Raw genomic sequence first — 13,962 nt, forward strand, 5'->3', positions numbered from 1 at the left:
CCGTCCGTTTCGCCGGTGACGGCTCCTGGCCCCGAGCCACACCAAAGGCGGGAACGGCCCTCCGGTCCGGCCGGTAGGCCGGACCGGAGGGCCGCGTCAGTACCCGAGCGAAGCCAGGCCCCGGACGGGACCAGGGCTCAGAGCTCCTGGAGATAGACCTTCACAGCGGAGTCCGGGTCGCTGTACGCCTTCGCGGGGAAGTCGAATTCCTGGGTCTCCCCCTTGGGGCAGGCCTTCTCGCTGTACTTCTTGCTGCCGTCGTTGTAGAGCGCGTAGACGCGGGCGCACTCGCCGTCGGCTGCCGTGTCGGTGACGTTGCCGAACACATTGACCTTGCCGCGCGAGCAGCTGATCGTCCAGTCAGCCTCGGCCCCGCTGGTTTCCACATGCTTCTCGGTGCCGCACGCGGCGAGCGCGCCCGCTGTCTGTGCGCCCGCCGAACCGGTGGACAGAGCCAGGCCGCCCGCGAGAGCAGCCGTCGCCGCACAAGCGGCCATGAGGGTACGGATCTTGGACATGGGGTTCCTCCCGTTTATGCCGTGCAGTCCGGTCTCCCGGCCGCTCGTCGCCTGGTCAGTGGCAACTCGCCGCCGGTGCACTCATCGTCCGGTGACCGCACGCATCCGGGAACCTCAACAGTTACAGGGTGTCCACCGCTGCTCCAGGGTGCCCACCCCTACCCCGGCGTCACCAACCGCGCCTCGTACGCGAACACCGCCGCCTGCGTACGGTCCCTCAGGCCCAGCTTCACCAGGATCCGGCTGACGTGGGTCTTGATCGTCGACTCCGCCACCACCAGCCGCTCGGCGATCTCCGCGTTGGACAGGCCCTGGGCGATGAGGACCAGTACCTCCGTCTCCCGCTCGGTCAGCTCGCCGTAGGCCGCCTGTGCGCCCGGCATCAGGCGGGGGGCCTCGGAGAGTTTCGAGAACTCCGTGATGAGCCGCTTGGTCACCGAAGGGGCCAGCAGGGCCTCGCCGGATGCCACCACCCGCACACCGTCGGCGAGTTGGCGGGCCGAGGCGTCCTTCAGGAGGAAGCCCGAGGCGCCGGCGCGCAGGGCCTGGTAGACGTATTCGTCGAGGTCGAAGGTGGTCAGGACCAGGACCTTCGAATCACTGGTCGCCGCCACGATCTCCCGCGTCGCCTCGATGCCGTTCAGCTCCGGCATGCGGATGTCCATCAACACGACGTCCGGGGTCAGTTCTCGGACCCGGTCCACCGCCTCCCGGCCGTTGACCGCCTCGCCGACGACCTCGATGTCGGGCATCGCGTTGAGCAGGACCGAGAAGCCCTCACGCACCATCATCTGGTCGTCGGCGATCAGTACGCGGATGGTCATGAGCCGTCCTCTGCGGTTGTGGTGACCGGCAGGAACACCGTCACCTCGTAGCCACCGTCGTCCGTCTCTCCCGCCGTCATCTCGCCGTTCAGCATCGTCACCCGCTCCCGCATGCCCGTGATGCCATGGCCGGCGCCGGGGGACGGCTTCAGCAATGCCGGGGCGGGCGGCGGGGCGTTGACTATGCGCAGCCCCAGGCCGCCGAGGACGTAGGCGACCTCCACGCGGGCGGTCGCGCCCGGGGCGTGGCGGAGGGTGTTGCTCAGGGCCTCCTGGACTATTCGGTAGGCCGACAGCTCCACGCCCTGCGGGAGCTCGCGCACCGCTCCCGTCACCGTCTTCTCCACGGCCAGGCCGGTGTCGCGCACGTTGGCGAGCAGCGCGTCCAGGTCGGCGAGGGTGGGCTGAGGGGCGTCGGGGGCCTCGTAGTCCTCGGCGCGGACCACGCCCAGGACCCGGCGGAGTTCGGTGAGGGCCGCGACCGCGTTCTCGCGGATCGTGGCGAAGGCCTGCTCCAGCTCCGGCGGCGGGTTCTCCACCCGGTAGGGGGCCGCCTCCGCCTGGATGGCGACGACCGACATGTGGTGGGCGACCACGTCGTGCAGCTCGCGGGCGATGGTGGTGCGCTCCTCCAGCAGGGTGCGCCTGGAGCGCTCGTGCGCGGTCACCGTCTGCTGGGCGGTCACCTCCTGCTGGGCCTCGCGGCGGGTGTGCCAGACGGCCACGGCGAGGAGGATCAGCGCGGAGATCACCAGCATGGGGGCGGTGTCGTCGCTGTAGTAGTAGTTCTGACCGAAGACCACGTTCGCCACGAAACCGTAGGCCGCGGTGATGGCCCACATGTATCCGGCCGTGCGCGGCCTGGTGCGTATGGCCACGACCGTCAGCACGGTCAGGTGACAGGCGAAGGCTGCGGGCTGCCAGGGGTAGCCCTCATAGCCCTTGCCGAGGAGCTGGCCGACCGGAGTGGCGGCCAGCGACAGCCAGAACGCCCCCATCGGCCGGAGCATCGTCAACAGGATCGGTACGAGGGCGAGCGGACCGATCAGCGCTTCCGCGCCGTCGCTGTCGACCGTGCCCATGAACAGCGCGAGCACGGCGATCGTGGTGATCGCCGCGTGCGGGGTCCAGGCCACGTACTCCCCCAGGCGGCCGGGCAGCCGCCGGGTCAGCGGGCCGTCGACCCGCATACGGGGCAGCGGCCGGTAGGCGAAGGCGTCGTGGAAGAGGTCCTGCCGCAGCCCGTGCAGGGCGTTCGCGGCGAGCCGGTACTCCGGGCTGCGCGGCTTGGCCCCGCCCCCCGGTGGCGGTGTCTGCATGTGGGTCGTCTCGGTCACATACAGAACCGTAGGCGGAGGCCTCCGTCGCGGTCGTCACCAGTGAGAGGGGTCCTTCGGCATCCGTCTCAGGTACTACAGGTCCTGCCCGGGCCGGCCGGTACGCGACCTGCTCCGGGCCCTGCCCGGGCCCGGTGACCGGATGCCCCTCCGCCGGACTCAGTACCCCGACGGCCGCACCAACCCCGACTCGTACGCGAACACCGCCGCCTGCGTGCGGTCCCGCAGCCCCAGCTTCACCAGGATCCGTCCCACATGGGTCTTCACCGTCTGCTCCGCCACCACGAGCCGCTCGGCGATCTCCGCGTTCGACAGGCCCGCCGCGATCAGCGCGAGGACCTCCGTCTCGCGCTCGGTCAGGTCACCCACGCGTTCCTTGAGCGGGCTGCGGGGGCGGTTGTCGAGGCGGGAGAACTCGGTGATCAGGCGTCGGGTGATGCCGGGGGCGAGCAGCGCGTCACCGGCCGCCACCACCCGTACCGCCTCGGCCAGCTGGTCCGCGGAGGCGTCCTTCAGAAGGAAGCCGGAGGCGCCTGCGCGCAGCGCCTCGTACACGTACTCGTCGAGGTCGAAGGTGGTCAGGACCAGAACCCTGATCTCGGGGGTGGTCCCCGTGATACGGCGGGTGGCCTCGATGCCGCCGAGCTCCGGCATGCGGATGTCCATCAGCACGACGTCCGGGGCGAGTTCGGCGACCTTCGCCACCGCGTCCAGGCCGTCGACCGCCTGCCCGATCACATCGATGTCCGGCTGGGTGTTGAGCAGCACGGTGAAGCCCTGCCGGACCATCTGCTGGTCGTCGGCGATCAGTACGCGGATGGGGCTGCTCGTCATGCGGAGCCGTCCTTGGTGTCGGTGGCCGGGTCGGGGCCGGTGGCGGTCGGGGGCGACGTCGGAAGATACGCGGCCACCTCGAAGCCGCCGTCGGGCGCCGGGCCCGCGCGCAGGGTGCCACCGAGCATCGCGGCCCGCTCCCGCATGCCGAGCAGTCCGTGCCCCGCGCCCTGGGTGGGCGGGGCGCCGCGGGTGGGCCGGGAGTTGACGACGCGTACGTCCAGACCGTGCCGGTGGTGGACGAGGGTGACGGACGCGCTCGCGCCGGGTGCGTGGCGCAGGACGTTGCTCAGGGCCTCCTGCACGATCCGGTACGCCGACAGCTCCACGCCGGGCGGGCGGGTGCGACGGGCGCCGTGCTCCTGGACCTGGACGGTGAGACCGGCCGCCCGGGTGTTCTCCACCAGCGCGTCGAGGCGGTCGAGGGTGGGCTGGGGGGTGTGCGGGGCGGTTCCCGTGCCGATGCCCGGACTGTCGGTGAGGTCGGGGGCGTCGGGATGTTCGGAGCGCAGGACGCCCAGGACACGGCGGAGTTCGGTCAGCGCCTCCAGCGCGTTCTCCCGGATGCCCTCCAGGTTCTCCTTCAACTCCTGGGGCGGGTTCTCGACCAGGTGCGGGGCCACCTGGGCCTGGATGGAGATCACCGACATGTGGTGGGCGACGACGTCGTGCAGTTCGCGGGCGATACGGCTGCGCTCCTCCAGCAGGGTGCGGCGGGCGCGCTCCTCGGCGGTGAGGGTGGTCTGCTCGACGAGTTCCTGGCGGGCCTCGCGCCGGCCGCGCTGAGCGCTGCCGACGACCACGGCGACCGCGCAGACGGCGACCGCGACCACCCCGGTGCTCTGGTGGTCCGGACCGCCCCACAGGCCTGCCAGGACGTAGGTGGCCGACGTGCTCAGGGCCAGCGCCTCCACGGCGACGCGGAGACGCACCCGCAGGGCCAGCAGCAGGAACACGAGCATGTGCGCGATGATCCCGGCCGGAGTCCAGGGCCAGGTGGCGCCGCCCGCCGGGCCGTCGAGCAGACCGTGGACGAGGACGGCGCCCGCCACCATGGCCGCCGTCGACAGCCACCACGCCGGAATCGGCCGCCACAGGGCGAGGACCACCGCACCGGCCTCGGCGAGCGTGACCAGGAAGGCCCAGCCGAAAGCCAGTCCGACACGGTCCTGCAAGTAGTCCAGGTCGGTGACGAGGATGCCGAACGAGGCCAGACACAGCACCCCGTGCGGAAGCCAGCGCAGCCACACCGTCGGCGGCAGCGGATCCGCGCGCAGTGTCCACAGGTCCTCGCGCAGCACGCGCAGCCAGCGCAGCACCCGGCCCTTGACCACGTGCTGGATCCCCGTTTCCGTCACACGCCCCACCCTAGACATGGGTCACCTCCACCGTCCTCGTCCTTTCGGCCGGGCTGTGGCCTCGGACGATCCGCGAACTCCGGCCCCCGCGACCGCCCTGCTCGTAGGTGCGAAATGCGGTCCAGCAGACAGTGAGGGCGAGCGCGAACACCGGGAGCCAGACCAGACGGGCGGCGACCCAGTCGAGGCCGTCCGGAACGGTGTGCAGGCCAGGGAGGCGGCCGGCGAGGAGGCCCGTGGCCGTGGTGGCCATCAACGCCGTCTGATGCCAGAGGAAGATCGTCATCGCGGAGAGGTTCACCAGGGCGACCGCCGCCCAGGCCAGGGGGCGGCGCATGGTGCGGCGCAGCCTTTCGCGCAGGAGGAGGGCCAGACCGCATTGGGCGAGGCCGAAGGTCACCGCGGCCAGGGTCGGGGGGTTCAGGTTGGAGACCGCCGCGCCGGGGACGCCGACCATCGATGCCGGGTAACCGGCCCAGGCGACCAGTGCGGCCGTGGCTGCGGTGCCGCCGGTCAGCAGGATCCAGCCTGCGCGGCGGCGGTCCAGTTCGCCGCGGGTCCACGCCGCGCCGAGGGCGTAGGGGACCAGCCAGCCCGCGGCCACGTTGATCCAGCCGAGCCAGGACGGGCCGCCCAGGCCGAAGCGGAGGAGGTCGACGTGGAGGACCACGGCCAGCGGCCACAGGGGGTTGAGGCGGGTCAGAAGGGGGGTCGCCGCGGTCAGTGCGGCGAAGACCACCAGGAACCAGAGGGGGGACAGCGCCAGTTTCACCAGCGTGCGGACCGTGATGAGCTCCGCGCCTGTCAGCAGCAGGGCGGCGGCGATCACCGTCCACAGGGTGAGGACGGCGGCCACCGGTTTGAACAGGCGGGACAGACGGGTGGCCAGCCACGCGGGATACGTCGTCCCGCGGGCCCGGGCGGAGGCGTGGCTCTTCGTCGCCACATGGCCGCCGACCAGGAAGAACACCGCCAAGGTCTGGAAGGCCCAGGAGATCGGGGCCAGCCACGGCAGGTGCTGGAGGGGGCTTGCCGTGTGGAGGCCGCGGCCGTCCGAGACCAGGGCGGTGACCAGCCAGTGGCCCAGGACCACGCCGAGGATCGCGAGGGCGCGCAGGGCGTCGACGGCGCGGTCCCGGTCGGCGGGCGTGGCCTCGTCGATGCGGGTGGCGCCGTGGCGTATCCGTGCGGCGGCTCGTCTGTGTGCGGCTCGTCGACGTATGACGTCACGCACGGGTCACCTCCGAGGTGTCTCCCAGGACGATCCGGGCCAGGTTGGTCAGGGAGACCGAGCCCGGGGCGAAGTAGTCGCTGTGGCCGCCGCCACCTGCGGCGAATGTGTGGGCGCCGTAGGCCGGGGACATGGGGTCGGTGCCGAAGCCGACGGTGATGCCGAAGAAGCCGGTTCTGATGTGCGGGACTTCGGCGACCCAGTCGTCCGCGCCGCGGGCTGCCCATATGCGGGCTCGGGTGTGGAGGGCGGCTGCGGTGTCCGCGCCGGTGCCGGGGCTGCCCAGGAGGACCAGGTCGGTGGCGTCGAGGCCGGTGGCGTCGTCGTCCGTGCCGGCGGCGCGGGCGCAGACCACCGAGCCGTAGCTGTGGCAGAGGAGGGAGACGGTGGGGTGCCCGCCGACTACGGCGCGGAGTTCGCTCATGAACTTCCGCAGCTGGGGGGCGGCTTCGTCGGCTCTGCCGGTGGTGGTGACGGTGGGGCTGATCGTGGCGGGGGTTTCGTAGCCGAGCCAGGCGATGACGGCCGTACGGGGGTCGGTGCGGGTCAGCTGGGTGTGGAGGGCAGCCGCGGCCTTGTGGAAGCGGGCGTAGGTGTCGAGGGACGTGTCGGAGCCGGGGACCAGGACGGCGATGTGCCCGGCGTTCGTGAGGTCGCCGAGGACTTCTGTGGCCCGGCCGGAGCCTCGGCCGTCGAAGTGGAGGAGGGTGCGGGTGGGGGCGGCCATGGCCCGGTCCGCGGCGGCGCGTTCGGTGTCGCCGTGGGCTGCGGCCATGCGGGACGCCTGGGCGGCGTTGGCGCGGTTGGCCGCGTAGGCCTCGTCGAGGGTGGTGGCTGTGAGAGGGGCGAGGGTCGCGGGGGGTGGGGCCGGGATCTCGGGGCGGGCCGCGGCGGAGAGAGGGAGTACCACGGCGCCGGTGATGAGGGCCGCGAGGGTGGCTCGGCGCCATTTGTGGGTGCGGCGGGGTGGGGGCTGGGCGGGGGCAGGGGTGCTCGCCGGCGCCGGCGAGGTGCCTCCCCGGGAGGGTGGACCCCCAGCGCCCACCCGTGCCGCCCCCAACGGCACGCCTGCCCGCGGTCGGCGCGGCATGCCGGCCTGCAGAAGACGCGGCATGCGTGCCCGCAGAAGACGCGGCATGCGCGCCCGCAAGCCGCGCAGACCCCCACCGACCTTGACCCCCACCGTGTCCCCCTCCCAGTCCGCCCGTCCATCGGGCTTGTCTGGTTGGGAAGTTACGGAGACGGGGTCGTCGTCCGCGTCACACCGGGGAGCTCACTGTCGACGTAGCTCTCAGGTATTACGGGTATGGGAGGGGGCTCACGCCCACCGCCCGCGCCGTCACCACGCCAGCTGCGCGATCTCCTCCGCCACCACCGCACACGCGTCCGCCGCCGGATCGATCAGGGGGAAGTGGCCGACGTCCTCCAGGAGCGTCAGGCCCACCACCTCTCCCGCCTTCGCCGCCGCGTCCGCGTAGGACTCGGCGACCGCCTCCGGGACGTCCACGTCGCTGCGGCCCTGGACGAGGGTCGTCGCGATGCCCGTGGGGAGCAGGAGGGCGGGGTCCGCGTAGGGGCGGCGGTCGGCGAAGTGGGGCTCCCCGCCGAGGAGTTGGAGTGCCGCTCCCCCGCACACGTCCAGCTTTCCCGCCATCGCGAAGTCGGCGATCGGGGCCAGGGCCACCACACCGCGCAGGGGGGCGGGGCCGGAGGTGCGCCAGGGGGCGTCCGCAGGGAGTACGTGGCGGGCGGCTGCCCAGAGGGCGAGGTGGCCGCCTGCCGAGTGGCCGGTGATCACCGTGCGGCGGGGGTCGGCCTGGGGGACCGCGTCACGTACGAGGCCGGGGAGGGCGTCCAGTGCGGCGGCCATGTCGTCGAAGGTGTCCGGCCAGCGCCCCGCCACCGGGCCCCCGGCCGCCGTCTCCGGGGTCCGGCCCGGCAGTACGGCACCCCTGCGGTACTCCACGTTGGCCACCGCGAACCCGCGCCGCGCCAGGAAGTCCGCGAACGGGGTGATGTGCCGCCGGTCGTACGGCGCCCGCCACGCGCCGCCGTGCACCACGACCACCAGCGGCGCGAGGCTGACGTCGCTCCTCGGCGCGTAGAAGTCGATCACCTGATCCGGGTGATCGCCGTACGCGGCGGTGACGTCGGGGTCGACGGGCGGGTGCGAGAAGGCGGACTCCTCCTCGGCGGCGGCCCGGGCTGCTGCGGAGTCGTCCGGCATGCTCCAACCTCTCAGCGACGTAACAGATTTGGGCGGGACGGATTTTGGAAGGGCTGCGGCGGAACTGGAGAGAGTATCGGCCGTTTGCCGGGACGGTATCAGGCCGGTGACGTGCGCCGACACGGGGATGTCACGCTCGGTGAGGGGTAAACGGTTCTGCTGTTTCGTTACGCTGGCCCAGTCCCCTGCAGTGGTCGTACGACGGCCCGTACAGCAGTCCCATGGAGGCCGTTATGTCCGCCGAACCCGGCACCGTGCGTCCTGGAGGGCGTACCGCGCGTGTGCGGGCGGCCGTGCTGCGGGCGGCCGGGGACGTGCTCGCGGAGGACGGATTCGCAGCGCTCGATCTCGCCGATATCGCCCGGCGGGCGGAGGTCGGCAAGACAACCGTGTACCGGCGGTGGGGATCCGTGACGGGGCTCGTCGCCGATCTGCTCGCCGACATGGCCGAGCAGTCGTCGCCACGGGAGGAGACCGGGTCGGTACGGGGGGATCTGCTCGCCAACGCCCTTCTGGTGCAGCGCACTCTCGCCGATCCTCGTCAAGGGGCGCTGTTCCGGGCGGTGATCGCGGCGGCGACCTGGGACGGGCGTACGGCGGAGGCGTTGCGGGGGTTCTACGAGGTGCGGGTGGCGGAGTGGGCGCCGTGCGTGCAACAGGGGGTCGAGCGGGGGGAGTTGCCGTTCGGGACGGACCCACCCGAGGTCGTACGGGCGGTGTCGGCACCCCTCTACTACACGCTGCTGACCACCGGGGCGGCTCCGGACCCCGCAGCCGCCGAGCGTGCGGCGGGAGCCGCGTTCGCGGCGGCGGCGGCAGGCGCGTACGTCATCCCGTAGCCGTCCGTAGCAGTCATCCCCTGCCCCCACCGCAACCCCCAATTTTGTGGATTGCGGGGCGTATCGGCGCACGAGGAACATGGCCCGCATCGCAGATGCTCCCGGACGTACGTGACACATGGCCACCACGGTGCACAAGGTCGCACCGCGTTGCACGGCGCGCCGGAGCGGGGCTGCGGGACGGGGGATGTGTGGCATGGCCGGGTACGGGGCGCGGGTGCCCTATCTCGTGGTGAGAGGACCGGGGCAGTTCGCGGGCGCCCGATTCGAGTTGACGCGCGATGTGCATGTGGTGGGGCGGTTCGGGGACATCCGGCTGGCCTCTCCTGATGTCAGCAAGCGCCATGCCGAGCTGCGGCGCGGCAGCGACGGGGTCTGGGTGAGCGATCTCCACTCCAGCAACGGCGTGCTCTACAACGGCGTGCGGCTCGCGCCCGAGCGGCCGGTGCGGCTGGGCGACGGGGACGTGCTGCAATTCGGGTCCGTCAAGGTGGAGTTCCATCGCAACGGGTACGGGGTCGCCGATCTGCGCGACCCCCGACGCACCACCCAGCGCCCCGCCGGGCCCGCCGCCGACCCCGATCTGCCGACCGGTCCGATGCGCAACGCGGACCCGCCGCCGATCACCGACGACGCCCGCTCCTCCTCGACCCGCTATCTCGCCGCCGCCACCCAACTCGACCCGTGGTTCGCCGATGTGGTGGTGCGTCAGGTCGTGGACGAGCCCTATCGGGCCCTCGCCCCCGTCTTCGGCGCCGACCTCGGCATCGTCACCCGCTGGGCGATCGGGGCACGACGGCGCCGGCTCGTCCGTGATCTGGTGCTGACCGCGGCACTCGTCGCGCTGCTCACCCTGCTCGGGACCGGCGTCCGCAATCAGTTCGACATCATCAAGTCCGGGGACCTGGGCGGGACTTGGTGGCAGCCGTACGCCGTCGGCGGCGCCGCCATGTTCGTCCTCGCGTGGCTCACGCTCGCCGTCGACCTGTGGGTGACCGCGTATCTGGTGCTGCGCCGGAGACTGGCGCCCGCCCGCTACGAGCCCGCGCAGGCGCCGCATCCGATGACCCGACGGGTCCGGACCCGGCTCGACACGGTCGCCGAGCGGCCCTCGGGGAACCTCATCGTGTGCTCCGGGTACTGGCCGTTCGCCGGCAGCGGGGACCAGATCGACACCTGGGAGATGCCCATCGACATCCGCCACGGCTCGACCAAGCCGGACGGCAGCCGACGTACCCCACTGCCCCTGGACACGGGCGAGTTGTACGACGTGCTCATCGCCGCCGCCCGGCTGATCGGGCTCGACAACCTGCGGGTGGAGGAGCGGCTGTTCGTCGACGGGCTGAACGTGGCCCGCGATCCCAACCTGCTGCCCGACCGTGAGCGGCCGCCGCTCAGCCGCGTCCCGGTGCCGGTGATGCGGACCATGCCGGACGGGCTCGGGGCGACGAAGCGGTCGTACGTGAGCATCGAAGTGCCCGCGTGGAGCGGGCAGTCGGTGCTCACCATGTATCTGCGGGCGGTCGTGGTCCACGGGACGCTGTATCTGGAGTGGTCGGCGCATGCGCTGCTGCCGATGCGGGCCTGGTACTACACCGTCGACAACCTTCCGCACCGCACCGCCGCCGGTGCCGCGGCCGTCGCGCTCGGGCATGCCCTGCCGAGGGTGCCGCGGGCGCTCGCCGCGGCGCCGCGGGCGCTGCTGCGGCGGGCCGCGGAGGCGTGCCGGACGGCGGCCGAACGGCGGCGGCAGCGCAGCACGATCCGGGGCGGCTACCGGTTCGACTACGGCGCCTCGCTGAGCATCCGCGAGTACGCGAGCGGCGACGACGAGGGGCGCTACTACATCGGGCGGGACCTGACCCGGGCCCTGTTCACCACCCAGCAGCATCTGCTGAACACCGTCGGGGACTTCCTGCGGTCCAAGGGCATCGCCTCCGAGCAGTTCGACCGCTTCCAGCAGAACCTGGTCCAGAACTTCAACGACAACCGCGTCCAGGCGCAGAACGTCCAGGGCCATGTCTTCGGCCACGTCAACAGCGCCCGGGCGGGCAACTACTCGGGCGGGAGCGCACCGCCTCAGGGCCGCGCCGGCGCACAGAACTGACACCGCCCCGAAGGAGAGCGCACATGCAGCACGGAGACCACATCAGCAATGTCACGGGCCATGTCTTCAGCCGTGTCGAGAAGGCGGAGGCGGGTGACTACTACGCCGCCGGCCCGCCCCAGGACCCGCGCGCGCTCGAGCTCCAGAGCCGTATGGAGGAGTTGGAGCGGCAGATCGCCCAGTACGCCGTCACCCTCCCCAACGCCGGCCAACTGCGCGAGCTCACCGAGGCGTTGAACGCCCAGCTCCAGCAAGGCCGGCCGAACCGGACCATCGTGCGCAGCCTCCTGGACTCGCTGACGGCGGGAGCGGGCGGGGTCGCCGCTGTGCTCTCCGCCGTCAACGGGGTGGCCGCGCTGATTCCCTAGCTCAGGGTCCGGGTGAACAGGCTTCCGTGAGCCCCGTCCCCGGTCTCCGCCGCCGTTCCCGCGCGCCGCAGGCCGTACCAGAGCACCGCCTGGTTCGAGGTGATCACCGGCACCCCCAGCTCCTGCTCCAGCGGGACCACGGCCCCCCGGGACGGAAAGCCGCTCCCGGGGACCAGTACCGCGTCCGGCCGCGGCCGGTCCGGGTCGTGGAACGCCTTGACGACCTGCTGGTGCACCTCGGCGGGGTCGATCGTCCAGTGGGCGCCCTCGTCGAAGGCGTTGTAGCGGGCGATGCCGTCCCACTCGGGGCCCAGCTCGAACTGGACCAGCCGGGTTTCCGCCACACCGACCTCGGCCAGGTACTCCTCCGTCGCCCGGAACGTCGGCTCGGTGAACCACGGGGGCATGACCAGCAGCGGCCGCCGTACACCGGTGGCGCGCAGGGCCGCCGTGATCGCCGTCGCCGCCGTGTACACGGGTACGCCGTGGGCGTGCGCCTCCGCCGCCGCGATGAACTCGGTGTCGAAGGCGGGCCCTCCGAAGAAGCTGCTCGACCCGAAGCACAGCGCGACGCTGTGCGCGCCGAGCCGGCCCAGCTGGTCCAGGCCGCGGACGACGTCCGGCGCGTTCGCGAGCGCGCCGGCGGGGCTGCCGACGTACTCGGTGTCGACGGGCCGGGGGCACTCGAAGCGGGCGGTGTGGACGGAGACCCCGTCGGGGGCCATGCGCCAGATCTCGGTCTCGGGGACGGGGTCGTTGTGGATGACGAGGATGCCCAGGCGGGCACCGGAAGCCGTGGCCATCAGCGCTCACCCGCCGCGGCCGGAGCCGCCACACCGTCGGCCGATACGTCATCCGTCGGCCCGCCGTCCGCCGCCTCGGCCTCCCGGCCCGCCTCGGACACGGCGGAGCCCTCCGCCCCGAACCCGACCCACCCCAGCACCGCACCCGCCACCGCGATCCCCCCGGCCAGCAGGAACCCCGTACGGAACGCGCCGTCCCCGGGGTCCGTGCCCAGGACGAGGACGAGGGCGGCCACTCCGAACGCGCCGCCCGCGTACTGCGTGGTGGTCATCAGCGCGCCGGCCACACCCTGGTTGCGGTCGTCCACGTCCCGGGTGCCGCCGACGAACATCGAGGTGTAGATCATGCCGTGGCCCAGGCCGCTGACGATCAGGCCCGGCAGCATCCCGACGAGGTAGCCGTGCTGCCCGGTGGAGAGCCCGAGCAGTACGAGCCCCGCCGCGCCGACCACGAACGCCAGCGTCAGGCACCGGCGTACGCCGAGGACCGGGACCAGCTTGCCGGCGATCATGTTGCCGAAGGTGATGCACGCGGCGAGCGGCAGGAACGCCATGCCGGCGGCGAGCGGCTCGAACCCGCGGCCGTCCTGGAGGAGCAGCGTCACGAGGTAGAACTCGACGCCCGCCACGCTCGCCATGTACAGGGCGGAGGCGCCGCAGCCCATGACGAGGCTGCGGGTGCGCCGCAGCGCCGGATCGACCAGCGGCCGCGCGCTGCCCCGCTCCCGGAGCGCGAACAGCACCAGGAGCACGACCCCGGCGAGGAAGCTGCCCAGCGTCAGCGGCTCGGTCCAGCCGATGTCTGCGGCCAGGGTGAGTCCGAGGACGGAGACGAGGACGAGGGCGGTGCACAGGACGGCGTTGAGGACGTTCAGGGCGGTGCTGCGGCCGTCCTGTGCCGTCTTCCCGGGCAGGAACCGGGGGGCGGCCAGCGAGCACAGCACGGCGAAGGGCAGGTTCACGAAGAACGTCCAGCGCCAGGACAGGGTGGTCAGCAGTCCGCCGATGACCACGCCCGCGGCGAGGCCGCTGGCCCCGACCGTGCCCCAGACCGCCAGCGCCCGGGTGCGTTCCCGGCCCGCCGGGAACGTGGTGTTGACCAGCGCCAGGATCGACGGCTGGAGACAGGCCGCGGCGACTCCCTGCGCACCGCGGGCGATCAGCAGCAGCGCCGCGTTCGCCGCGAGGCCGCCCAGCAGCGAGGCGACACCGAAGATCACCAGCGCGGCCATGAACAGCTTGCGTGCGCCGACCCGGTCACCGACCCGGCCGCCGACGATCAGGAAGCCCGCGAAGAACACGGAGTAGGCGCTGACGACCCACTGCATCGCACTGCCGGACAGGCTCAGATCGGAGCCGACGTCGGGCAGTGCGACGAAGATGACCGAGAAGTCCAGCGCGATGAGGAACTGGGCCGCGGAGAGGGTGATGAGACCGCCGACGGGACTGCGGGAAGCCGTCGGTGCGGAGGGAGCGTTCGGAAGAGACATGGTGTGGATGACCGCCTGGTTGTCGT

The 13,962-nt window shown here is 72.3% G+C and carries 13 protein-coding genes; 3 read left to right on the plus strand and 10 right to left on the minus strand.

The window, feature by feature from the left end:
- Nucleotides 1-137: 137 nt before the first annotated feature.
- The 8 genes from PH203_RS31855 to PH203_RS31890 all read right to left on the minus strand — a co-directional run bounded on the left by PH203_RS31855 (nt 138) and on the right by PH203_RS31890 (nt 8,329).
- On the minus strand, nt 138-518 hold the full coding sequence (locus tag PH203_RS31855) for a hypothetical protein (protein WP_289924333.1): 381 nt from the start codon (nt 516-518) through the stop codon (nt 138-140).
- A gap of 158 nt (nt 519-676) precedes the next feature.
- Nucleotides 677-1,342, minus strand: coding sequence for a response regulator transcription factor (locus PH203_RS31860; RefSeq protein WP_289924335.1), 666 nt, complete (start codon nt 1,340-1,342; stop codon nt 677-679).
- Nucleotides 1,339-2,679 carry a histidine kinase gene (locus PH203_RS31865; protein ID WP_289924336.1) on the minus strand — a complete coding sequence of 447 codons (1,341 nt, stop codon included), beginning with the start codon at nt 2,677-2,679 and terminating at the stop codon, nt 1,339-1,341. Before PH203_RS31865 ends, PH203_RS31860 begins: the two co-directional genes overlap by 4 nt.
- A gap of 159 nt (nt 2,680-2,838) precedes the next feature.
- Entirely contained in the window at nt 2,839-3,513 is a 675-nt protein-coding gene (locus PH203_RS31870) for a response regulator transcription factor (RefSeq protein WP_289924337.1), read from the minus strand.
- Nucleotides 3,510-4,889, minus strand: a complete 1,380-nt coding sequence (locus PH203_RS31875; RefSeq protein ID WP_289924338.1) for a histidine kinase — start codon at nt 4,887-4,889, stop codon at nt 3,510-3,512. The genes PH203_RS31870 and PH203_RS31875 overlap by 4 nt, the downstream gene beginning before the upstream one ends.
- On the minus strand, nt 4,882-6,054 hold the full coding sequence (locus PH203_RS31880) for an acyltransferase (protein ID WP_289924415.1): 1,173 nt from the start codon (nt 6,052-6,054) through the stop codon (nt 4,882-4,884). Before PH203_RS31880 ends, PH203_RS31875 begins: the two co-directional genes overlap by 8 nt.
- A gap of 43 nt (nt 6,055-6,097) precedes the next feature.
- Nucleotides 6,098-7,147, minus strand: coding sequence for an alpha/beta hydrolase (locus PH203_RS31885; protein ID WP_289924416.1), 1,050 nt, complete (start codon nt 7,145-7,147; stop codon nt 6,098-6,100).
- Between the two features lie 294 nt (nt 7,148-7,441).
- Entirely contained in the window at nt 7,442-8,329 is an 888-nt protein-coding gene (locus PH203_RS31890; protein ID WP_289924340.1) for an alpha/beta hydrolase, read from the minus strand.
- A 233-nt stretch (nt 8,330-8,562) separates the two neighbouring features.
- Between PH203_RS31890 and PH203_RS31895 the strand changes: the two genes are divergently transcribed.
- The 3 genes from PH203_RS31895 to PH203_RS31905 all read left to right on the plus strand — a co-directional run bounded on the left by PH203_RS31895 (nt 8,563) and on the right by PH203_RS31905 (nt 11,643).
- Entirely contained in the window at nt 8,563-9,168 is a 606-nt protein-coding gene (locus PH203_RS31895) for a TetR/AcrR family transcriptional regulator (protein WP_289924342.1), read from the plus strand.
- A 196-nt stretch (nt 9,169-9,364) separates the two neighbouring features.
- On the plus strand, nt 9,365-11,275 hold the full coding sequence (locus PH203_RS31900) for an FHA domain-containing protein (RefSeq protein ID WP_289924344.1): 1,911 nt from the start codon (nt 9,365-9,367) through the stop codon (nt 11,273-11,275).
- A gap of 23 nt (nt 11,276-11,298) precedes the next feature.
- Complete coding sequence (locus PH203_RS31905) at nt 11,299-11,643, plus strand: DUF5955 family protein (RefSeq protein ID WP_289924346.1); 345 nt, start codon at nt 11,299-11,301, stop codon at nt 11,641-11,643.
- On the opposite strand, the gene PH203_RS31910 is transcribed toward PH203_RS31905, so the two are convergent.
- Nucleotides 11,640-12,446: a hypothetical protein gene (locus tag PH203_RS31910; protein ID WP_289924347.1), complete on the minus strand. Its 807-nt coding sequence runs from the start codon at nt 12,444-12,446 to the stop codon at nt 11,640-11,642. The genes PH203_RS31905 and PH203_RS31910 overlap by 4 nt on opposite strands.
- Complete coding sequence (locus PH203_RS31915; RefSeq protein ID WP_289924349.1) at nt 12,446-13,936, minus strand: MFS transporter; 1,491 nt, start codon at nt 13,934-13,936, stop codon at nt 12,446-12,448. Before PH203_RS31915 ends, PH203_RS31910 begins: the two co-directional genes overlap by 1 nt.
- Nucleotides 13,937-13,962 lie beyond the last annotated feature (26 nt).

This window comes from Streptomyces sp. S.PB5, assembly GCF_030403745.1.
Lineage (GTDB): Bacteria > Actinomycetota > Actinomycetes > Streptomycetales > Streptomycetaceae > Streptomyces.